This window comes from Streptococcus sp. KCJ4932 (genome assembly GCF_004352745.1).
Taxonomy (GTDB): domain Bacteria; phylum Bacillota; class Bacilli; order Lactobacillales; family Streptococcaceae; genus Streptococcus; species Streptococcus ruminicola.
Genome location: NZ_SJWW01000018.1, coordinates 18,267 through 40,127, shown reverse-complemented (window position 1 = coordinate 40,127; position 21,861 = coordinate 18,267). Strand labels below are relative to the sequence as shown.

At 37.8% G+C, this 21,861-nt stretch carries 18 protein-coding genes; 7 read left to right on the top strand and 11 right to left on the bottom strand.

Translation table 11 applies throughout. From position 1 onward, the window contains the following. Positions 1-155 precede the first annotated feature (155 nt). The 3 genes from E0E02_RS08245 to E0E02_RS08235 all read left to right on the top strand — a co-directional run bounded on the left by E0E02_RS08245 (position 156) and on the right by E0E02_RS08235 (position 3,748). Positions 156-1,415, top strand: coding sequence for an extracellular solute-binding protein (locus E0E02_RS08245; RefSeq protein ID WP_133018336.1), 1,260 nt, complete (start codon positions 156-158; stop codon positions 1,413-1,415). Between the two features lie 129 nt (positions 1,416-1,544). Beyond that, the gene (locus E0E02_RS08240; protein ID WP_074563983.1) at positions 1,545-2,912 is read left to right on the top strand and encodes a sugar ABC transporter permease; all 1,368 of its coding nucleotides are present in this window, start codon (positions 1,545-1,547) and stop codon (positions 2,910-2,912) included. Continuing rightward, positions 2,912-3,748 carry a sugar ABC transporter permease gene (locus E0E02_RS08235; RefSeq protein WP_013852034.1) on the top strand — a complete coding sequence of 279 codons (837 nt, stop codon included), beginning with the start codon at positions 2,912-2,914 and terminating at the stop codon, positions 3,746-3,748. The genes E0E02_RS08240 and E0E02_RS08235 overlap by 1 nt, the downstream gene beginning before the upstream one ends. Positions 3,749-3,869: 121 nt before the next feature. On the opposite strand, the gene E0E02_RS08230 is transcribed toward E0E02_RS08235, so the two are convergent. Next, a complete protein-coding gene (locus E0E02_RS08230; protein ID WP_133018335.1) occupies positions 3,870-4,334 on the bottom strand; it encodes an 8-oxo-dGTP diphosphatase in 465 nt (154 codons plus the stop codon). A 16-nt stretch (positions 4,335-4,350) separates the two neighbouring features. Then, a complete protein-coding gene (gene uvrB / locus E0E02_RS08225) occupies positions 4,351-6,342 on the bottom strand; it encodes an excinuclease ABC subunit UvrB (RefSeq protein ID WP_133018334.1) in 1,992 nt (663 codons plus the stop codon). Positions 6,343-6,530: 188 nt separating this feature from the next. Between uvrB and E0E02_RS08220 the strand changes: the two genes are divergently transcribed. The 4 genes from E0E02_RS08220 to E0E02_RS08205 all read left to right on the top strand — a co-directional run bounded on the left by E0E02_RS08220 (position 6,531) and on the right by E0E02_RS08205 (position 12,101). Then, a complete protein-coding gene (locus E0E02_RS08220) occupies positions 6,531-8,735 on the top strand; it encodes an ABC transporter substrate-binding protein/permease (protein ID WP_133018333.1) in 2,205 nt (734 codons plus the stop codon). Next, positions 8,735-9,475, top strand: a complete 741-nt coding sequence (locus E0E02_RS08215) for an amino acid ABC transporter ATP-binding protein (protein WP_039696658.1) — start codon at positions 8,735-8,737, stop codon at positions 9,473-9,475. Before E0E02_RS08220 ends, E0E02_RS08215 begins: the two co-directional genes overlap by 1 nt. 309 nt (positions 9,476-9,784) lie before the next feature. Beyond that, entirely contained in the window at positions 9,785-10,321 is a 537-nt protein-coding gene (rbr, locus tag E0E02_RS08210) for a rubrerythrin (RefSeq protein ID WP_039696657.1), read from the top strand. A gap of 280 nt (positions 10,322-10,601) precedes the next feature. Further along, on the top strand, positions 10,602-12,101 hold the full coding sequence (locus tag E0E02_RS08205) for an ATP-binding cassette domain-containing protein (RefSeq protein WP_133018332.1): 1,500 nt from the start codon (positions 10,602-10,604) through the stop codon (positions 12,099-12,101). A 41-nt stretch (positions 12,102-12,142) separates the two neighbouring features. Here the strand turns inward: E0E02_RS08205 and E0E02_RS08200 are convergent, their stop codons facing one another. From E0E02_RS08200 to E0E02_RS08165, 9 genes are all read right to left on the bottom strand, one after another. Then, a complete protein-coding gene (locus E0E02_RS08200; RefSeq protein ID WP_014334954.1) occupies positions 12,143-12,325 on the bottom strand; it encodes a hypothetical protein in 183 nt (60 codons plus the stop codon). 291 nt (positions 12,326-12,616) lie between these two features. Then, entirely contained in the window at positions 12,617-13,930 is a 1,314-nt protein-coding gene (gene obgE, locus E0E02_RS08195; protein ID WP_133018331.1) for a GTPase ObgE, read from the bottom strand. Between the two features lie 85 nt (positions 13,931-14,015). After that, positions 14,016-14,144 (bottom strand): DUF4044 domain-containing protein, encoded by a 129-nt coding sequence (locus E0E02_RS08190; protein WP_003065505.1) that lies wholly within the window; start codon positions 14,142-14,144, stop codon positions 14,016-14,018. An 83-nt stretch (positions 14,145-14,227) separates the two neighbouring features. Further along, a complete protein-coding gene (locus tag E0E02_RS08185) occupies positions 14,228-14,956 on the bottom strand; it encodes a pseudouridine synthase (protein ID WP_133018330.1) in 729 nt (242 codons plus the stop codon). A gap of 104 nt (positions 14,957-15,060) precedes the next feature. Next, a complete protein-coding gene (locus E0E02_RS08180; protein ID WP_133018329.1) occupies positions 15,061-16,707 on the bottom strand; it encodes a peptide ABC transporter substrate-binding protein in 1,647 nt (548 codons plus the stop codon). Positions 16,708-17,107: 400 nt separating this feature from the next. Beyond that, positions 17,108-18,757, bottom strand: a complete 1,650-nt coding sequence (locus tag E0E02_RS08175) for a peptide ABC transporter substrate-binding protein (protein ID WP_074965217.1) — start codon at positions 18,755-18,757, stop codon at positions 17,108-17,110. A gap of 344 nt (positions 18,758-19,101) precedes the next feature. Beyond that, positions 19,102-20,757: a sulfate permease gene (sulP, locus tag E0E02_RS08170; RefSeq protein ID WP_133018328.1), complete on the bottom strand. Its 1,656-nt coding sequence runs from the start codon at positions 20,755-20,757 to the stop codon at positions 19,102-19,104. A 230-nt stretch (positions 20,758-20,987) separates the two neighbouring features. After that, positions 20,988-21,200 (bottom strand): hypothetical protein, encoded by a 213-nt coding sequence (locus tag E0E02_RS09460; protein ID WP_074626538.1) that lies wholly within the window; start codon positions 21,198-21,200, stop codon positions 20,988-20,990. An 87-nt stretch (positions 21,201-21,287) separates the two neighbouring features. After that, complete coding sequence (locus tag E0E02_RS08165) at positions 21,288-21,764, bottom strand: nucleoside deaminase (protein ID WP_206282025.1); 477 nt, start codon at positions 21,762-21,764, stop codon at positions 21,288-21,290. Positions 21,765-21,861: the final 97 nt, after the last annotated feature.

Here is a 21,861-nt window from a genome sequence, read left to right as displayed (position 1 = left end):
ATATATATCAGATTAACGCACTTATTATCACTTTCTTTGTTTGACCTTTCAAGTTTTTTAAACTTTTTTACAAAAAACGCTTGACATTAACTGCAAACGGTTGCATAATATAAGTGTAAATAATATTACTAATCTTTCTCTAGGAGGGGAAACTCATGAAGAAGAACACATGGAAAAAAATGGTCCTTGCTGGTGCAGGTTTAACACTTGCTGGAAGCGTTTTAGTTGCTTGCTCAAATAACTCATCAACTAAATCATCTTCTGCCTCTGACAGCAAGACAATCAAACTTTGGGTACCAACTGGTGCTAAAAAATCTTACACTGCTATTGTTAAAGATTTCGAAAAAGAATCTGGTTACACAGTTAAGATGGTTGAATCAAACGATTCAAAAGCACAAGAAAACGTTAAGAAAGACCCACAAAAAGCTGCTGATGTCTTCTCGCTTCCACACGATCAACTTGGTCAACTAGTTGAATCTGGTGTTATCCAAGAAGTTCCTGAAGATTATGCCAAAGAAATTGCTACTAACGATACTGATCAAGCAGTAGCTGGTGCAAAATACAATGGTAAAACTTACGCTTTCCCATTTGGTATCGAGTCACAAGTTCTCTTCTATAACAAATCAAAACTTTCAGCTGACGATGTTGCTAACTACGAAACAATCACAAGCAAAGCAACATTCGGTGCAACATTTAAAGCAATGAACGCTTACGCAACTGCTCCACTCTTTATGTCAGTCGGTGATACACTATTTGGTGAAGATGGCGAAACAGTTGATGGCACTAACTGGGGTAACGATGCTGGTGTATCAGTTCTTCAATGGATTGCTGATCAAAAATCAAACAAAGGTTTCGTTAACTTGACTGCTGAAAATGCAATGTCTAAATTCGGTGATGGAAACGTTGCTTCACTTGAATCAGGCCCTTGGGATCTTAAAGCTGCACAAGACGCTGTTGGTAAAGATAATCTTGGTATCGCTGTTTATCCAAAAATCTCAATCGGCGGTAACGAAGTACAACAAAAAGCTTTCCTTGGTGTGAAACTCTTTGCTGTTAACCAAGCACCTGCAGGTTCAGATACAAAACGTATCGCTGCTTCTTACAAACTTGCTTCTATGCTTACTAGCGCAGAAAGCCAAGAAAACCAATTCACTTACGAAGGTCGTAACATTATTCCTGCTAACAAAGAAGTTCAATCATCAGATAAAGTTCAATCAGATGAATTAGCTCAAGCAGTTATCAAGATGGCTTCATCATCAGACTACACAGTTGTAACACCTAAACTTAGTCAAATGACTACATTCTGGACTGAAAGCGCTGCACTTCTCAGCGATGTCTACAATGGTAAAATTCAAAGTGGTGACTACCTCGCTAAATTGCAACAATTTGACAAAGATTTAGCTAACGCTAAGTAAGATGTTCTGAAGTGGGGAGTTACATCCCCACTTTATTTTTAGGGAAACTCTTGTCGGAGTTATTGCTAAGAACTTTAAGATTAAATTTTTAGCAGTGACTTCCAACAAGATTAATAAAAGGAGTTTTGTATGACTAATTCACACTATTTTGACAGTGTATCAGTTACTGAGGCTTTTAAAAAAGGAAAATTTGATACCAAACTGTCATTTCTGATTATGGGATTCTCAAATTTTTACCATAAACAGATTATTAAAGGTTGTTTGTTTTTACTATCAGAGATTCTTTTCTTAATCACTTTCTTCTCTCAGATTATTCCAAACTTGCAAGGATTAATCACTCTGGGAACACACCAACAAGGTCTTGTTGAACAAACCGTCAACGGGATTAAGATGAAAGTTGCTGTTGATGGCGATAACTCAATGTTAATGCTTATCTTCGGTCTTGCTTCTCTTATCTTCTGCCTTGTTTTTGCTTACATTTATTGGTGTAACCTTAAGAGCGCTAGAAATCTTTATGTCATCGATAAAGAAGGTTTGAAAGTTCCTACCTTTAAAGAAGACTTTGAAACATTGGCAAACGGTCGTTTCCACATGACTTTGATGGCAGTCCCAATGATTGGGGTTCTTCTCTTCACTATCTTGCCATTAATTTATATGATTTGTTTGGCATTCACAAGTTATGACCACAATCACCTACCACCGAAAAGTTTGTTTGACTGGGTTGGTCTTGCTAACTTCGGTAACATCTTTAACGGTCGTATGGCAGGAACATTCTTCCCAGTCTTGTCTTGGACATTAATTTGGGCAGTCTTTGCTACTGTTACTAACTTCTTCTTTGGTATTGTTCTTGCATTAATCATTAATACTAAAGGATTGAAATTGAAAAAAATGTGGCGTACTATCTTCGTTATCACAATTGCTGTGCCACAATTCATTTCACTTCTTATCATGAGAAACTTGCTCAGTGATGCAGGTCCAGTCAATGCATTCCTTGAAAAAATCGGACTTATCTCTGCTGCAAACCCACTGCCATTCTTGTCAGACCCACTTTGGGCTAAATTCTCAATCATCATCGTTAACATGTGGGTAGGTATTCCTGTCACAATGCTTGTCGCTTCAGGTATTATCATGAACCTTCCACAAGAACAAATAGAAGCCGCTGAAATCGATGGTGCCAATAAATTCCAAATCTTTAAATCAATCACATTCCCTCAAATCTTACTTGTGATGATGCCAAACTTGATTCAACAATTTATCGGTAACATCAACAACTTCAACGTTATCTACCTTCTTACTGGTGGTGGTCCTACTAACTCTAACTTCTACCAAGCTGGTAGCACAGACTTGCTTGTTACTTGGCTCTACAACTTAACAGTTACTGCAGCTGACTACAACCTTGCTTCTGTTATCGGTATTCTTATCTTTGTTCTTTCTGCTGTATTTAGTCTCTTGGCTTACACAAGAACAAGTTCTTACAAGGAAGGGGTTGCTAAATAATGAAAAACAAAAAAAGATTAACACTGACTTTTGTCTATATTTTATTGATTGTTTTATCAATCATCTGGCTCTTTCCAATCGTTTGGGTTGTTCTTACTAGCTTCCGTGGCGAAGGAACAGCATACGTTAACTACTTCATTCCAAAAACTTGGACGCTAGATAATTACATTAAACTATTTACTTCTGATGCCTTTCCATTTGGGCAATGGTTCTTGAATACATTATTCGTCGCTTCTGCTACTTGTGTAATTTCAACATTCATCACCGTTGCTATGGCATACTCACTTAGTCGTATCAAATTCAAACACCGCAATGGTTTCTTGAAGTTAGCACTTGTGCTTAATATGTTCCCTGGTTTCATGAGTATGATTGCTGTTTACTACATCTTAAAAGCATTCAACCTTGACCAAACATTACTAGCACTTATCCTAGTTTACTCTGCTGGTGCAGCACTTGGATTCTACATTGCTAAAGGATTCTTTGATACAATTCCTTACTCACTTGATGAATCTGCTATGATTGATGGAGCTACTCGCGCTGACATTTTCTTTAAAATCACTCTCCCACTTTCAAAACCAATCATTGTCTACACAGCGCTTATGGCTTTCATCGGTCCTTGGATTGATTTCATCTTCGCTAAGGTTATCCTAGGTGATGCAACAAGTAAATACACTGTTGCCATTGGTCTATTCTCAATGTTGCAACAAGATACCATTAATGACTGGTTCATGTCATTCACTGCTGGTTCAGTTCTTATCGCTGTTCCAATCACATTGCTCTTCATGTTTATGCAAAAATACTACGTTGAAGGCATTACTGGTGGTTCAGTTAAATAAGAAGAAGTTCAATCACTTCTCCCCTTCTATTATTAATTATCAAAAAAAGCTTGGAACAATTGTTCCAAGCTTTTTGATTGTTTAAAATCTGGTTATTTAATAGGAAGAAAACTTATTACTCTTACCAAAATTCACGTAAGAAATCGTCTTTCAAACGTTCACGATAAAAGAGTTCATTAAGGTCATCTTCTTCAAAAATACGTAGCAAATTTAGCATATCATAAGCTAAGTCAAGGTTAGATAAATCTTTTCTAGCTACCCATTTAATTTCTCCCTCATCAGTAGAATGAATATCCCCTTCAAAATCAGAAGTTCGGTACAAGAAAACTAGATAACGTTCATCTTCTTTAGTGTACCAATGTTTCATTCCAACTAACTGAGGATTTTTAATGGTAAGTCCTGTTTCTTCTTTGACTTCACGAATAACTGATTCAACTAAACCTTCATGGGCTTCGATATGTCCTCCAGGAAGAGCATAGCCTGACCAAGAATAACGTTTTGGGTCACGAATCTGCATGACGACATTGCCTTTGCCATCTTCAATTAAGCACATATTGGTTAAAATCACACGTTGTGCACGAGACATTTTCTTACATTTCCCCCTAATCCATAGCTTTCAACTCTAATACCATATCACGCAGTTGAGCAGCTAGTTCGAAATCGAGCATTTCTGCCGCTTCTTGCATTTGTTTTTGAAGTTTCTTAATAGCATCTTTGCGCTCTGCCTTGTTCATACTTGAGTAATCTGGCGTATCCTCAGCCACTTCAGTATCTGTCGCTTTAGAAATAGAAATCAAATCGCGAATTTCTTTCTTAATGGTTTGCGGTACAATACCATGTTCTTCGTTGTAACGCATTTGAATCTTACGACGGCGCGCTGTTTCATCCATGGCTTTTTGCATTGATTCTGTAATCTTATCTGCGTACATGATAACATGACCTTCGCTATTTCGCGCAGCACGACCAATGGTTTGAATCAGACCACGTTCATTACGGAGGAATCCTTCTTTATCTGCATCAAGAATAGCGACCAAGCTAACCTCTGGCACGTCAATCCCTTCACGCAGCAAATTAATCCCAATCAAAACATCAAAAACACCTAAACGCAAATCGCGAATAATCTCGGTACGTTCCAAAGTCTTGATATCTGAGTGCATGTATTTGACTTTGACACCCATTTCTTTGAGATAATCCGTCAAATCTTCTGCCATTTTCTTGGTTAATGTCGTGATAAAGGTACGCTCACCTTTTTCAACACGAGCATTGATTTCACCAAGAAGGTCATCCATTTGCCCCATCGTCGGACGAACTTCGACTTCAGGATCAAGTAGACCTGTCGGACGAATAATTTGTTCAACGACGGTATCGGTTTGTTCTAGTTCATAATCACCAGGGGTCGCTGAGACGTAAACAATTTGGTGAACATGACTTTCAAACTCTTCACGACGAAGCGGACGGTTATCAAGTGCACTTGGCAAGCGGAAACCATAGTTAACCAGCATCTCCTTACGAGAACGGTCACCATTGTACATGCCCTTGATTTGTCCCATGGTCATGTGACTTTCATCAACCATAATCAAAAAGTCTTCTGGGAAGAAATCAAGAAGGGTAAATGGCGGCTCACCTTCTGAACGTCCATCCATATAACGAGAATAGTTTTCAACACCATTTGTATAGCCCATCTCGCGAAGCATTTCGACATCATATTCTGTACGTTGACGAATACGCTGTGCTTCGATGAGTTTGCCTTCAGCTTCGAACTGCTTAACCTGATCTTCCATTTCTGCTAGGATTTTTTGAATAGCTTCTTCCATGTGTTCTTCATTGGTCATGAAGTGGGTTGCAGGGAAAATCGCCAAATGCTCAACATCACCTAAAACTTTGCCTGTCAAACTTTCGATTTCTCGAATGCGATCAATTTCATCACCGAAGAATTCGATACGAAAGGCATGTTCGTCTCGGCTGGCTGGGAAAATTTCAACCACATCACCGCGAACACGAAAGCGACCACGTTGAAAATCAATGTCATTTCGTTCAAATTGAATATCAACAAGGTCATTTAACAATTGGTCACGTGAGATTTCCTGACCTGGACGAAGACTTACAACACTATCAGCATATTCTTTCGGTGACCCCAAACCATAAATACATGATACAGATGCAACGACAATAACATCATTTCGTTCAAGAAGTGATGACGTTGCTGAGTGGCGTAGCTTGTCAATTTCATCATTGACTGAGCTATCTTTTTCAATATAGGTGTCACTTGATGGCACATAAGCTTCGGGTTGGTAATAGTCATAGTAAGATACAAAGTACTCAACCGCATTTTCTGGGAAGAATTCCTTGAATTCCCCATAAAGCTGACCAGCCAAGGTCTTGTTGTGTGCGATAACAAGGGTTGGTTTATTAACTTTAGCAATGACTTGACTCATTGTATAAGTTTTACCAGTACCTGTTGCTCCGAGAAGAATCTGAGCCTTTTCTCCTCCTTCAATATTATCAACTAAAGTCTCGATTGCCTGTGGTTGGTCACCAGATGGCTCATATTTCGAGACTAATTTAAAATGATTATTTTCTATTCTATCAATCATAATATTCCTCAAACTGTCTTTATTACCTTCATTCTACCATAAATAAGGGCAAAATACTCCCTTTTGATATCGAAGGCAATTCGTCCTGACTTCTCATGTTAGATTTTCTAACATGAGATAAAAACTTAAGTTGCTTAAGTGTCTGAATTTTGATATAATTAATGCAATCTATTCTAAAGGAGACTAACATGAAGCACAAATTGAAAGCTATTATGCTAGCAATGGTTTCTGCAATCTTTGTGTTTGGTGCAAATGCTAACGCCGATACAATCAGTATCGTGTCTGACACTGCTTATGCCCCATTCGAATTCAAAGATTCAGATCAAGTTTATAAAGGTATTGACGTTGACATTATTAATGAAGTCGCAAACCGAGAGGGTTGGAATATCGATATGACATTCCCTGGTTTCGACGCAGCAGTTAATGCGGTTCAAGCTGGTCAAGCCGATGCCCTTATGGCTGGTACAACAGTCACAGAAGCTCGTAAAAAAGTCTTCACATTCTCAGATACTTATTACGATACAGCTGTTGTTGTCTACACTCGTAGCGATGCTAAAGTGTCTAACTATAAACAACTGTCAGGTAAAACTGTTGGTGTTAAAAACGGAACTGCTGCACAAGCATTCCTTAAAGAAAATCAAAAGAAATATGGCTATAAAATCAAAACTTTTGATACAAGCGACTTGATGAACAACAGCTTGGATGCTGGTTCAGTCTATGCTGCTATGGATGACCAACCTGTTGTCCAATACGCTATTAGCCAAGGTAAAAACTACGCTATCAATATCGACGGTGAAAAAGTCGGAAGCTTCGCTTTTGCTGTTAAAAAAGGAAGCAAATACGAATACCTCATCAACGAATTTAACCAAGCTTTTGCTGAAATGAAAAAAGATGGTACTTACGATACTATCATGGCAAAATGGCTCGGTGATTCTGATAAAGCTGCTGATCAATCAAGTGTTGTTGCATCAAGCAGCCTAAAATTATCTGGTGACGCTTCTGCAAAAGCAACTCCAGTCAAATCAAGTTATAAAATCGTTATGGATTCTTCATTTGCCCCATTTGAATACCAAAATGACTCAGGTAAATACGAAGGAATCGACGTTGACTTAATCAAAGCTATCGCAAAACAACAAGGTTTCAACATTGAAATCTCAAACCCAGGTTTTGATGCAGCACTTAACGCTGTCCAAGCTGGTCAAGCTGATGGTGTTATGGCTGGTATGTCAATCACTGATGCGCGTAAAGAAATCTTTGATTTCTCAGATGCTTACTACACTTCAAACATCTTGCTTGCTGTTAAAAAGGGAAGCTCAGTAAAATCATACGATGACTTGAGCGGTAAAACTGTTGGTGCCAAAAATGGTACATCATCTTACACATGGTTGTCAGAACACGCCGCTCAATACGGCTACACACTTCGCGCCTTTGATGAAGCATCTACAATGTATGATAGTTTGAACTCTGGTTCAATCGACGCCCTTATGGATGATGAAGCTGTCCTTCGTTATGCTATCAAACAAGGTCGTAACTTTGATACACCAATCGATGGTGAAAAATCTGGTGAATACGGATTTGCCGTAAACAAAGGTGCTAACCCAGAATTGCTTGAAATGTTCAACAACGGTCTTGCTGCACTTGTCAAATCAGGTGAATACGATAAAATCGTAAGCAAATACCTTGGTTCAACTGATTCTAAAAAGTCAACATCATCAAGCGTTGATGAAACAACAATTTGGGGACTTATCAAAAACAACTACTCACAATTGCTTACAGGTCTTGGAACAACTCTTAGTCTAACACTAATTTCATTTGCAATTGCTATGGTTATTGGTATCATCTTTGGTATGATGGCCGTTGCTCCAAATAGAGTTCTTCGTACAATATCAGCAGTCTTTGTCGATGTTGTTCGTGGTATCCCATTGATGATCGTCGCTGCTTTCATCTTCTGGGGAATTCCAAACCTTATCGAATCAATGACAGGTCACCAAAGCCCAATCAATGATTTCCTTGCTGCAACAATCGCACTTTCATTGAACGCTGGTGCTTATATCGCTGAAATTGTTCGTGGTGGTATCGAAGCAGTTCCTAAAGGACAAATGGAAGCAAGTCGAAGCTTAGGTATCTCATACGGTAAGACAATGAAAAAAGTTATCTTGCCTCAAGCCGTTCGCGTGATGTTGCCAAACTTCATCAACCAATTCGTTATTTCATTGAAAGATACAACTATCGTATCAGCAATTGGTCTTGTTGAACTCTTCCAAACAGGTAAAATCATTATCGCTCGTAACTACCAATCATTCCGTATGTACGCTATCTTAGCAATCATCTACCTTGTAATGATCACCCTTTTGACTCGTTTAGCAAAACGTCTAGAAAAGAGGCTTAAATAATGGCAGAATTAAAAATTGATGTTCAAGATTTGCATAAATCTTATGGAGATAATGAAGTCTTAAAAGGAATTACAACACAATTCCACGAAGGTGATGTTGTATGTATCATCGGCCCTTCAGGTTCAGGAAAATCAACTTTCCTTCGTACTCTTAACCTTCTTGAAACAATCACAAGTGGTAAAGTTGTTGTTGATGGTTTTGAACTATCTGACCCAAATACTGACGTCGATAAAGTTCGTGAAAACATCGGTATGGTATTCCAACACTTCAACCTTTTCCCACACATGACTGTTCTTGAAAACATCACTTTCGCTCCTATCGAATTAGGAAAAGAAAGCAAAGAAGATGCTGAAAAACACGCTATGGAACTTCTTGCAAAAGTTGGTCTTGCTGATAAACGCGATGCCAAACCAGATAGCCTATCTGGTGGTCAAAAACAACGTGTCGCTATCGCACGTAGTTTGGCAATGAATCCTGATATCATGCTCTTTGACGAACCAACTTCTGCACTTGACCCTGAAATGGTTGGTGACGTTCTTGGTGTTATGAAAGACTTGGCAGAGCAAGGTATGACCATGTTAATCGTTACCCACGAAATGGGATTTGCTCGTAAAGTAGCCAACCGTGTTATCTTCACAGACGGCGGACAATTTATTGAAGATGGAACACCTGAGCAAATCTTCGATAACCCTCAACACCCACGTCTAAAAGACTTCTTGAACAAAGTATTGAACGTCTAATAACTTAAAAAAACTAGGTTTTAAGACCTAGTTTTTTTGTGTCTCCATATTGACCAAATAATAATATTTTCTTTTAACAATCTCTGTTAAAATTTTGACTTTCATTTTTGCTTTTGGTAGACTGAAGGTAAGTTATCAAGACAAGCTACAAACAAAAACTCAACCCTAATAACTTAGGGAATTACCTCACTTATATTGACAGAAAACTCCTTTTTTAAGCGAGATATGAGCGCTAAGGTAGCAAATCCATAACTTTTTTCTGTGTAAAATCAGTAGGCAACTACTGTTTAATATAAGGAGGACTTTGATATGTCTAAGTATGCTGGTACTCAAACCGAAAAAAATTTGCAAGCTGCATTTGCTGGTGAATCTCAAGCACGCAACAAGTACACTTTCTTTGCATCAAGAGCCAAAAAAGATGGCTTTGAACAAATCGCAGAACTTTTCTTGAAGACTGCTGACAACGAAAAAGAACACGCCAAAATGTGGTATAAAGAACTCTTTGGCATTGGTGATACTGCCGAAAACTTGGAAACTGCTGCAGATGGTGAAAACTACGAATGGACAGATATGTATGTTGAATTCGCCAAAACCGCCGAAAAAGAAGGATTCCCTCAACTTGCTAAAAAATTCCTCATGGTCGCTGAAATCGAAAAGCACCACGAAGAACGCTATCGTGCTCTTCTCAAAAATGTCGAAACCGCTAAAGTCTTTGAAAAGAGCGAAGTTAAGATTTGGGAATGTCGTAACTGTGGTCACATTATTGTTGGTACAAAAGCACCAAAAGTTTGCCCAGTCTGCGCTCACGCTCAATCTTACTTTGAAGTCCGAGCTGAAAATTATTAATTTTAAAAATCCTCAGCCTTTTGACTGGGGATTTTCGCATATTCTTTGACAAAAATAGCACTCTTTTGCTAAAATGAAAGCAAATCAAGTAGGAGGAATTTAAGCAATGAACAACTAAGAACAAAACGTTTTGGTATACCATATCAGGTTTTGTTTTTAGTGCACTTCTCTATTCTCTTGCTTATCCATCAGACGTGTTGGGTATTTTTAGCGTTGACCATAATGAGATTCACACTCTACCTGCTATGGTAGAGTGTGTTTTTTTGAAAGCGAGGATCTTATGCTAGAAATTAATCAGTTATCCATTCACCATCTCAAGGATTCTAAGCCAATCATTACAGACTTACATCTCATTGTAAATCCTGGTGAGAAATTAGCCATTATTGGAGAGGAAGGAACAGGCAAATCAAGCCTACTAAAAACTATCGTATCCCCAAAATTAATTGCAAGCTATGCTGACTATACTGGACAAATTCGTAATCAGTTTAAAAAAATCGGATACCTTCCACAATCCCTGTCTAAAAATGAAAATGACCAGACCATCTCTGATTTTCTTTATAAGAATATGGATTATCTTTTCAATTATACAGCTTTTTATCAAATGGCCGCGCAACTAGGTTTGAATCTTGCTACATTAGAAGAAAAAAATCAACTTTTATCTAGCTTATCAGGCGGTGAGAAACTTAAGCTCCAACTGTCTAAATTAACTGGACAAGAAGCTGATTTACTCTTATTAGATGAGCCGAGCAGCGATCTTGATATTGACAGTCAAGTAGTCTTAAAAAAATTCATTCAAGAATCTAATAAGACCATTATTTTTATCTCTCACGATGAAGCTATACTTGAAGATACTGCTACTGCCATCTTACATCTTGAACTTCTTAAGCATCGTCAACTTCCTCGCGCTAGCTATTTCCAAGGAAAATACCTAGATTACCTTAAACAACGCCAAAGCACTTATACTAAGCAATTACAAGAAGCCAAAAACGACTATCGCTTAAAGAAAAAACGAGATGCAAAACTCCATCGCATCCACCAAGCTGCCCAATACAATGTTAGACACACTCATGACAGCACTCTTGGAAGACTGGCGGCTAAAAAGATGAAAACTGTTCTTTCACTTGAAAAAAGGTATCAAAAAGAAGATAGTAATCGTACCGAATTTCCAGAAAACATGGACAATATCGCACTCTTTTTTAATGATATTTCAACACTTGATAAAAACAAGAGAATTCTTTCTTGGAAAAAGCACCAGTTACCAACTGGACAGAAAATTAATTTAGATATTTTCGGACAAGATAAATTAGTGATAACAGGTAAAAACGGCATTGGAAAAACAAGATTAATCAAACAGATTTATCACGACCTAAACCAAAATCAGCAACTTTCTATCGGTTACATGCCACAAGATTACGACAGTTTCTTTTCAAAAGAGATTTCAACTCTCGAATTTTTAGACGATATAGCAAATGAGAATACCGCAAGAACCATCCTAGCTTGCCTTCAATTTACACGAGAAGAAATGGAGCACTCTGCTCTTAACCTATCTGGGGGGCAAAAAGCTAAACTTTTCTTAGCCCACATGGTTCTTTCTAAAAATCAAGTGATTATTCTTGATGAACCAACACGACATTTTTCACCAACAAGCCAACCGCTTATCCGCGAACTCTTCCTTAATTATCCAGGATGCATAATCAGTGTTTCTCACGACCAACATTTTATTCAAACCGTTGCAAGAAAGCACTACCGTTTAACTGAAAATTCCTTAGATAGCAACTAAAAAAGCCCAGCCAAAAAGCTGAGCTCAAGTAGGAGTGCAGTTTAAGACTCTTGGTCTTCTGCTTCTCCTGCTTTTTCTTTTGCTAATTTTTCACGTTCTAAGCGAAAACGTCGATTTGGATTAAGGGTATTGAAAAGTTCTTCTAGCTTTTCAGCATTCCAAACATCGGCTGCTGATACAAAATTACCATCTTTATCTCTAAAAGATATCGGTTTTTCACCCATAAGAACCTCCCGTTAAAAATATCTATAAAACTTATTATCGTTGATAAACACCTGCTACGACATGAGAAAATGGGTTCGACATTAAACCATTTTCAAACTAGTAAGATGCCTAGGCAACGCTCTATAGAGCTTGCCACAACTGTTAATTAGTATACCAATTAGTAATAGCTAACATAACAATCGAACACGTCCTACGAGCTGGGCAAAAAAGATAATTTTTCCTAGAACTCATTGCTCTTCGTTAAAATTTCTATTTTTGCTTTGCTCGCTTAACGGACTTTGTATCTTATATTAATCCACGAATTCAAATTCGAAGTTACCAATTCGAACGATATCTCCGTCTTTAGCACCACGTTCACGAAGGGCTTCATCGACACCCATACCGCGCAATTGACGGGCAAATTTCATAACTGATTCGTCACGTTCCATATTTGTCATGACAAAGAGTTTTTCAAGTTTTTCACCTGACAATACCCAAGCAGCATCGTCATCACGTGAAATTTCAAACGGACGTTCGTCTGGATCAAATCCGTAGTAAACTTCTTCGTCAATCATGTCATCTTCAGTGTAAAGCAAGAATTCATCAGTCTTGTCAAGCAACTCTGCTGTTGCTTCCATCAGATTTTCCAAGCCTTGGTGAGCTAAGCTTGAAATTGGGAAAATCATTGGCATTTCATCGAAATCATCGTAATTTGCTGCCAATTTTTCTTTGAAGACTTTCAAGTTTTCTTCTGCTTCTGGTATGTCCATCTTGTTAGCAACAATGATTTGTGGACGTTCCATCAAACGAAGGTTGTAAGTTTCAAGTTCGTTATTGATTGAAACATAATCTTCGTAAGGGTCACGACCTTCACTTGCTGACATGTCGATAACGTGCAAGATAACACGTGTACGCTCGATGTGACGAAGAAATTGTGTTCCAAGACCTACACCTTGTGAAGCTCCTTCAATCAATCCCGGAAGATCAGCCATGGCAAAGCTGTCACCTGATTTTGTGCGAACCATACCAAGGTTAGGCACGATTGTTGTAAAGTGATAAGCACCGATTTTGGGTTTAGCAGCTGTAACAACACTTAGTAATGTAGATTTACCAACTGATGGGAACCCAACCAAACCAACATCTGCCAAGATTTTCAATTCAAGTTGAAGTTCACGTTCTTCACCTGGTTCACCATTTTCGGCAATTTCTGGTGCAGGGTTACGTGGTGTCGCAAAGCGGATATTACCACGTCCACCACGTCCACCATGAGCCACAACAAATTCTTGACCATTTTCAACAAGGTCAGTGATAACTTTATTTGTCTCAGCATCACGAACAGTTGTTCCTTGTGGGACACGAACAATAAGGTCTTCTGCACCACGTCCGTGCATTCCTTTTGTCATCCCTTTTTCACCAGATTTAGCTTTAAAAATACGGTTGTAACGGAAGTCCATCAATGTACGAAGTCCTTCGTCAACTTTAAAGATGACTGAACCACCTTTACCACCGTCACCTCCCCAAGGACCGCCATTAGGGACGTATTTTTCACGACGGAAGGCAACCATGCCATCACCACCACGACCAGCTTTAACGCTGATTTTGGCAGTATCTAAAAACATACTCATTATTAATTCCTATTCTTTCATTGTAATAACTGTTGCACTAAAATTGGATGTGCAAAAGCATAAAAAAACGCCTCTTCAGCGTTCTTTAAATAATTGAACCAATAGCAGTCGCAATAAGACCACCTACAGTTACTAGAACCATTAAGATAACAACTACTAAAGTCAGTTTTTCAAACGCTGTTTTTTTACGTGGTCCGTTTTCACCAAATGCCACCTTAATACACCTCGCTCAATTGATTTTATTACTATTATCTTAACATGATTAGGCTAAATAATCAAATAAGTACTGTAAGAAATTTACAACTCAACGTCAAATACTTCTAGTTTCTCTAGCTCTTCTGCTGTCAATCGACGCCACTCACCTAGTGATAAGTTTTCATCCAATTGTAATGGTCCCATACTCAAACGTTCTAGGTCTGTAACTTCTTTGCCACAAGCTAAAACCATGCGTTTGACTTGGTGGAATTTTCCTTCTTTGATTGTGATAGCAACTAAGCTTGTCTTCGCAGCTTCATCAATTTCTAAAATCTCTAGCTGCGCTGGTTGACACGTGAAATCTTTCAACTCGATGCCTTTAGCAAAATGCTCGACATCTTCAGCTGTCATAATCCCAGCTACTTTAGCGCGATAAAGCTTATCAACATGCTTTTTAGGCGAAAGGATGGCATGCGCCAATTTTCCATTATTTGTCAAAAGCAAAAGCCCGTGAGTATCAATATCTAATCGCCCAACAGGAAAGACTTCTTTATCCCAAGCTGTCTTATCAAGTAAATCCAGTACCGTCTTATGTTGATTGTCCTCAGTTGCAGAAATGACTCCTTTTGGCTTATTAAGCATGTAATAAACGTATTTTTCATAAGACAGATTTTGTCCCTGACAAATGACTTGATCTACTTTTTCATCGATTTGTGTCTTAGGAGAGGTCTCGATTTTTCCATTGACAGAGACTTGTTTTTTCTTAAGAAGCTGTTTGACTTCTGTGCGTGAGCCTTGACCTGCTTCAACTAAAAATTTATCTAAACGCATATATTTCCTTTTACTAATATGATACTTTCATTGTACCATTTTTTAAGTCATAAAAAAACAAGGCTCGATAGGCTCGAACCTTGTCTCATCATCACTAGAATGATTTATTTTTTGTATGCGTGAGTGAAGTCAACTTGCAATCCTGTTGAGTTACGTACAAGACCTTTAAGGTCAGGATTTTGAAGTGACTTAGTGCTACGGAAGTAGATTGGGTTGTAAAGTGCGTTGTCATAAAGAGCTTTTTCAGCAGCTTTATAATCATCAGCAGCAGCTTTAGCATCTAGAGCGTCTGTAGTGATGGCTTTTTGGTAAGCAGCATCGTAATCAGCATTTGAGAATTTACCGTAGTTGTATGATGAACCAGTAGTGAAGAGTCCGTAGAATGTAGATCCTTCTGGATAGTCACCACCCCAAAGAACAAGGGCTACATCGAAGTTTTGGTTCTTAGTATCTTCAAGACGTTGTTTGAAAGTAACGAATTTTTCTTCAACTTTCAAGCCTGGAAGAGCTTCTTCCCAAGTTTGTTTGATGTAGTCAACAGCAGCTTTAGCAACTGGAGCATCTGAGTCAGCAGTTACAGTCAATTTAACTGAATCTGTGCCAAGTTCAGCAAGACCTTCTTTGAAGAGTTTAGTTGCTTCTTTTTTATTGTATGAGTAGCCTGGTGATACGTATTTAGCCAAGTCTGTTCCATCAGGGAGTTTTTCAAGACCTGTTGGTGCAAGGGCAGTTGCAGCTTTTGAACCAGTGTCGATGGCAGCTTTAACGATACCTGCACGGTCAGTTGCAAGGTTAAGTGCTTGACGAACTTTAAGGTTGTTCAAAGCAGTAACAGTACCAGTTTGGTTGTAAACCATGTAAGCTGTAGTTGCTTCTGGAACTGGAACAACGTCTTTACGGTTTTTATTAGCTTTAAATGTAGCTTCTGTATTTGAGATGTTTGCTGTATCAAGGTCACCATCTTTGTACATTTGAACAGCTGTATCTGGTTTCTTAATTGTTTGAACGTTTACTTTCTTAGTTTTAACGTCTTTAGCATCCCAATAGTATTTGTTTTTCACAAGTGTGAAGTTACCATTTGTACCATTCCATTTTGAAACTGTGTATGGACCAGAGTACAATGATTTTTCAGAAGTTGTACCGTATTGGTCACCTGCTTTTTCAACAAATGCTTTGCTTTGTGGCATGAAGTTTGCAAATGATAGAAGACTCATAAATTGTGGAGAAGGGTTTGACAAAGTAAAGATAACTTTGTTGCCATCAGCTTTAACACCAAGTTGGTCAACACCTTTAGTACCTGCAATGACATCTTCAGCATTCAAAACGTGGGCATCTGAAACAAGATATGAGTATTCAGAAGCTGTTTTTGGATCAGCAATACGTTGCCAGCTGTATACGAAATCTTCAGCTGTCAATTTGCTACCATCTGACCATTTAAGGTTATCACGAAGTGTAGCTGTGTATGTTAAACCATCTTCAGATACTTCAACTTTTTCAGCCAAATCAGGTTTCAAATCACCTTTTTCATCAACACGAAGAAGGTTACTTCCTGAGTTACCAATAGCAATTGATGAGTAAGTATCAGTTACTTTTGAAATATCAAGTGTGCTGATTTCAGTTGGTACAAACCAATTGATATCTTTGCTAGCAGATTTTGATGATGAATTATTTCCACCACATGCTGCTAGTGTAGCAGCAGACAACAATGTGACAGCCCCAAGACCGACACGTTTTAAAGTTTTGATCTCCATAATAGATCCTCCTACCATATAACTTTCTTTCGGTATGTTATGTATTATAACACAATATTATCTAAAAATACAGAAAATTTGAAAATTAATTAAAATTTCAAAAAGATTGCTTACACTCATTTTTCACTCATTTTGCAAACATTTAGACTGATAGAGATGGAAATTGTTCGTTATTTTATAAAAATTCACTTGTTTTGGTGATTTACAATCAGTTTTCTTTTATCATTTTCAGCGATTATTAGAGCTTTAATTACTCAAATAATCATACTTTTCAAAGTATTTGTCAGCGTATAAAAGCTGACATCGTTTTACATATTTTTTACATAAAAAGTATAAATATCACACAAAAAATAAGCCCAAACATCAGTTGAGCTTATTTGGTTAAACTAAATTCTAATGCTTACTTTTTATAAGCATGGCTAAAGTCCACTGTTAGACCTGTTGAGTTACGAACAAGGTTTTTAAGATCTGGATTTTGAAGCCATTCAGTACTACGGAAGTAAATTGGATTGTAGTGTGCACCTTCGTAAAGGACTTTTTCAGCTGCTTTATAATCCGCTGCTGCTGCATCAGTATCCAAAGCATCAGTTGTCAAAGCTTTGTTATAAGCTTGGTCAAATTCTGGGCTTGATACTTTACCATAGTTGTAAGCTGATGCTGATGAGAATAAACCATAGAATGTTGATCCTTCTGGATAATCTCCACCCCATGATACAAGAGCAACTTCAAAGTTTTGGTTCTTAGTATCTTCAAGACGTTGTTTGAAGGTAACAAATTTTTCTTCAATCTTCAAGCCTGGAAGAGCTTCTTCCCAACTTTGTTTGATGTAGTCAACAGCTGCTTTTGTAACAGCGTCATCTGAATCAGCAGTCACTGTCAATTTAACTGAGTTTGTACCGAGATCAGCTAAGCCTTCTTTAAATAATTTAGCAGCAGCTTTTTCGTCGTACTTGTAACCTGGTTCAACGTATTTAGAAAGGTCAGTACCATCAGTTAATTTAGCAAGTCCTGGTGTTGCAAGAGCTGTGGCTGGTTTTGATCCTGTATCGATAGCTGCTTCAACAACTCCTTTACGGTCAGTCGCTAGGTTAAGTGCTTGACGGATTTTTTCATTGGCAAGAGGAGCTACTGAACCAGTTTCGTTATAAACGATGTAAGTCATACGAGCTTCTGGTACTGGAACAGCATCTTTGTTTCCTTTATTAGCTTTATAGATAGATGATGTTGCTGAGATATTTGCTGTGTCTAGCTCACCATTTTTATACATTTGAACAGCGGTATCTGCTTTTTTGATTGCTTGAAGGTTAACTTTGTCAGTCTTAACGTTCTTAGCATTCCAGTAGTATTTATTTTTTACAAGTTTGAAGCTACCGTCACTACCGTTCCAACCTTTTACAGTATATGGACCTGAGTAGATTTGGTCTTTAGAAGTTGTAGCGTATTTATCGCCTTCTTTTTCAACAAATGATTTTTTCTGTGGCATGAAGTTAGAAAAGGCAAGGTAATATTTGAATTGTGGACATGGACTTGTAAGGGTGAAGATAACTTTGTTGCCATCTGCCTTAACGCCAAGTTGGTTAAGGTCAGAAAGTTCACCTGAGTTAATCTTGTCAGCATTTTCCAAATGAGATTCAACAGCTAGATAAGAATATTCAGAAGCTGTTTTTGGATCAACCATGCGTTGCCATGTGTAAACAAAATCTTCTGCTGTCAAAGCACTGCCATCAGACCATTTAAGACCATCGCGCAAAGTTGCTGTGTAAGTCAAACCATCTTCTGACACTTCAACACTTTTTGCCAAGTCAGGTTTTGGTTCACCTTTTTTGTCAACACGAAGAAGGTTACTTGATGAATTCCCGATTGCCAAGGCTGAATATTGGTCAGTGTGTTTTGAAATATCAAGCGACAAGATTTCAGTTGGTGTGTACCAATTGATTTCATTTTTGTTGGCAGCTGATTTATTACCGCCACCACATGCAGCCAATAGAGCGACAGAAGCCAAACTTACCGCTCCCAAACCAACACGTTTCCAAGTTGATTTACTTTCCATAAAATTTTTCCTCCTACCATAAACTTTCTTTCGGTATGTCTGGTATTATAACACACTATTTTCTAAAAATACAGAAAATTTTAAAATTAATAAAAATTTCAAAAACTCACTTTATGATAACAAGATGTCATTTATGACTGAAAAATGGTGAAATTACTTGAAAATACAGGCTTTTAAGGCACTTTTATGGCAAAGCCCACTACTTCTGGTATTCTTGATTTTTCACTTTTAGCAAAGATTAAAAAATAAAAGCATAAAATTTTACGCTTCTTTCCTGCAAAATAAGTGAGAAAAACTAACACTATAATAAAAAAGAATGCCCAAAGGACACCCTTTTATCTATATTATTTTGCTAAAGTTGCTGCGCGTTTTAGTGAAGCATCAATATTTTCACAAAGATTTTCTTGACCAACTTTTTCGATAAAGCCGGCTTTTTCCATCACACGATATGGTTGTTTGTTAACGTGAGATAAAATCAATGTCATGCCACGTTTTTTGCAGATTTCAAGTGTTTCTTCAAGAGCTTCAAGTCCTGAAATATCCATAGCAGGCACATTACGCATACGAAGAATCAAAACATTTTTCCCTTCTTCATGAGTGAAGTTAAGGAAGTCATTGGCTGCACCGAAGAACAATGAACCGAAGATTTCATAAACAACTGTATTACTTGGAACGTGTTTCAAATCAGTGTTTTCTGAAAGTTCAGCATCATCAAGGCTATCTTTATCAACCCATTGACGAACTGCGGCAACGTCTGACATACGTTTAAGGAATAAGAAGGCAGCCAAAACCATACCAAATTCGATGGCTACAACAAGGTCAAAGAAAACTGTCAACACAAGTGTAATCACCAAGACAGCAATATCACTCTTAGGTGCTTTTTTAAGCATGTGAACAAATGTACGCCATCCACTCATGTTATAGGCAACCATAATCAAGATTGAAGCAAGACAGCTCATTGGGATAAGTGATGCGTAAGGCATCAAGAACAAGAGGATCAAGAGCAATGTCACAGCGTGAGTCATACCAGCGATTGGTGTACGACCACCATTTTTAACGTTGGCTGCTGTACGAGCGATAGCACCTGTAGCAGGGATACCACCAAATAGAGCAGACATCATGTTACCAACACCTTGTCCGACCAATTCAGCATTTGAACGGTGGTGACTACCAATCATACCATCTGAAACCACACATGAAAGAAGTGATTCGATAGATGCCAAGATTGCAATTGTAAAGGCTGGTGAGATCATTTGACGGATAAGACCAAATGACAATTCAGGCATTGTAAATGACGGTAAACCAGCTTTGATAGTGTACAAGTCACCGATTGTTTTAACTGACATGTGACCAAATCCAACAAGAGCTGTTGTCACGATAATAGCAACAAGAGAACCTGGGATTTTTTGAGAAACACGTGGCCAGAAGATTTGGATAAGCAAAGCAATCATACCAATCAAAAGTGTAGGCCAGTTGATGGTATTGATGTGTTGAGCATAAGCTACCATTTTCTCAACGAATTCAGCTGGAACAGCCCCCATACTTAGTCCGAAGAAATCTTTTAATTGACCAACAAAGATTCCGACAGCAATACCTAATGTGAACCCAACCGTGATTGTTTTAGGGATGAATTTAATCAAGTCTCCAAAACGAAGAAGCCCCATAACAATCATCATAATACCAGCTAAGAATGTTGCAATGGTAAGACCTGCCATACCATATTGAGCGATGATACCGTAGATGATAACAACGAATGCTGCGGTCGGTCCACCGATTTGAACACGACTACCACCTAAGAATGAAATAAAAAAACCTGCGACAACTGCAGTATAAAGACCTTGTTCTGGATTAACACCTGATGCAATCGCTAAAGCAATTGACAATGGTAGGGCAATGATCGCCACAATAATCCCCGCAACAAGGTCTTTTGCAAACTGTGCACCCGAATAATTTTTAAGAGTACTAAACAGTTTTGGCTTAATATACTTAAAAGCGTCCATCTTTTCCTCCTATTTTTATTTGTTCTCAGACGCTTACGAGAACTCATACTACCATTTTATCACACCGAAAGTTAGAATTCTAGGTATATCAAGGGAAAAACTAGCTTTATTTGCTAGTTTTTAGCTTCGCTAGCTTACAGATTTTGGATTTTGAATCAAAAATCATTCTGATTTAAAATTGTAAGCGCTGTACGCTGTTTTAGCCGCGTTTTTTGAAAATCCACAAAAATTCAAAAGTAAATTTTCAGATTATTTTCAACCTTCAGGTGAATGATTAGATTTTTAAAATGTTTTTGATAACATTTCAAATATTTCTTACCCATTTTTTCAGCATAAAAAATGTGAATCTCCGTATGAGCGGGAGCAATTTGAGTTGCTAATGGCGTTACCAAATCAGAATAACACTGGCAAAATAATGATTTTTTACTAACCAATCCTGCCATAAAAATACCTCAGTCATTATATCATTTTATTAACAAAAAAACTGTAGCATATTTTGCTACAGCTAATAACAACTTGAATCCTTCAATCTAATAAAGGTCATGATTCATTTTTTGATAATCATCAAATAGCTTGAGACACTCTTCGTGACATATTTGGTTTAAATAATTTTTAGGAAGATGTGACAAGCTATTAACAATGTCATCTAATTTTTCATTGCGAAAACCAATTTTTGCAATATCATCATTTGAGCAGCCATAATAGATTTTATCAATGTTTGCCCAAAGACATGCTGCTAAACTCAGCAAACTTGGTTCACCAGTTGATACCAGAATACATCCAGATAAATCAAAATTATTCAACTTTTGACTAGCTTCACGAATTGCCAACAATTCTCCATGGACAGTTGGATCATTTTTTCTGATTACCATATTATGACCACTACCAATGATTTCGCCGTCTTTCACAACAACTGAGCCAAAAGGTCCACCATCTCCCTTATGAATTCCATCATAAGCTTCTTCAATAGCCTTTTGCATATAAATTTCTAATGTTTCATTTGGCATCAAAAACACCCCTTCCTATCAGACACTTTCAGTATATCATAGGATTTTGGTAAGCGCTATCAAAAAGTGACGTTTATTTCTAAAATAAGTATTCTTA

Coding starts and splice junctions, on each gene's coding strand:
- E0E02_RS08245 (WP_133018336.1), top strand. CDS start 156: ATGAAGAAGAACACATGGAAAAAAATGGTCCTTGCTGGTGCAGGTTTA.
- E0E02_RS08240 (WP_074563983.1), top strand. CDS start 1,545: ATGACTAATTCACACTATTTTGACAGTGTATCAGTTACTGAGGCTTTT.
- E0E02_RS08235 (WP_013852034.1), top strand. CDS start 2,912: ATGAAAAACAAAAAAAGATTAACACTGACTTTTGTCTATATTTTATTG.
- E0E02_RS08230 (WP_133018335.1), bottom strand. CDS start 4,334: ATGTCTCGTGCACAACGTGTGATTTTAACCAATATGTGCTTAATTGAA.
- uvrB (WP_133018334.1), bottom strand. CDS start 6,342: ATGATTGATAGAATAGAAAATAATCATTTTAAATTAGTCTCGAAATAT.
- E0E02_RS08220 (WP_133018333.1), top strand. CDS start 6,531: ATGAAGCACAAATTGAAAGCTATTATGCTAGCAATGGTTTCTGCAATC.
- E0E02_RS08215 (WP_039696658.1), top strand. CDS start 8,735: ATGGCAGAATTAAAAATTGATGTTCAAGATTTGCATAAATCTTATGGA.
- rbr (WP_039696657.1), top strand. CDS start 9,785: ATGTCTAAGTATGCTGGTACTCAAACCGAAAAAAATTTGCAAGCTGCA.
- E0E02_RS08205 (WP_133018332.1), top strand. CDS start 10,602: ATGCTAGAAATTAATCAGTTATCCATTCACCATCTCAAGGATTCTAAG.
- E0E02_RS08200 (WP_014334954.1), bottom strand. CDS start 12,325: ATGGGTGAAAAACCGATATCTTTTAGAGATAAAGATGGTAATTTTGTA.
- obgE (WP_133018331.1), bottom strand. CDS start 13,930: ATGAGTATGTTTTTAGATACTGCCAAAATCAGCGTTAAAGCTGGTCGT.
- E0E02_RS08185 (WP_133018330.1), bottom strand. CDS start 14,956: ATGCGTTTAGATAAATTTTTAGTTGAAGCAGGTCAAGGCTCACGCACA.
- E0E02_RS08180 (WP_133018329.1), bottom strand. CDS start 16,707: ATGGAGATCAAAACTTTAAAACGTGTCGGTCTTGGGGCTGTCACATTG.
- E0E02_RS08175 (WP_074965217.1), bottom strand. CDS start 18,757: ATGGAAAGTAAATCAACTTGGAAACGTGTTGGTTTGGGAGCGGTAAGT.
- sulP (WP_133018328.1), bottom strand. CDS start 20,757: ATGGACGCTTTTAAGTATATTAAGCCAAAACTGTTTAGTACTCTTAAA.
- E0E02_RS09460 (WP_074626538.1), bottom strand. CDS start 21,200: ATGGCAGGATTGGTTAGTAAAAAATCATTATTTTGCCAGTGTTATTCT.
- E0E02_RS08165 (WP_206282025.1), bottom strand. CDS start 21,764: ATGCCAAATGAAACATTAGAAATTTATATGCAAAAGGCTATTGAAGAA.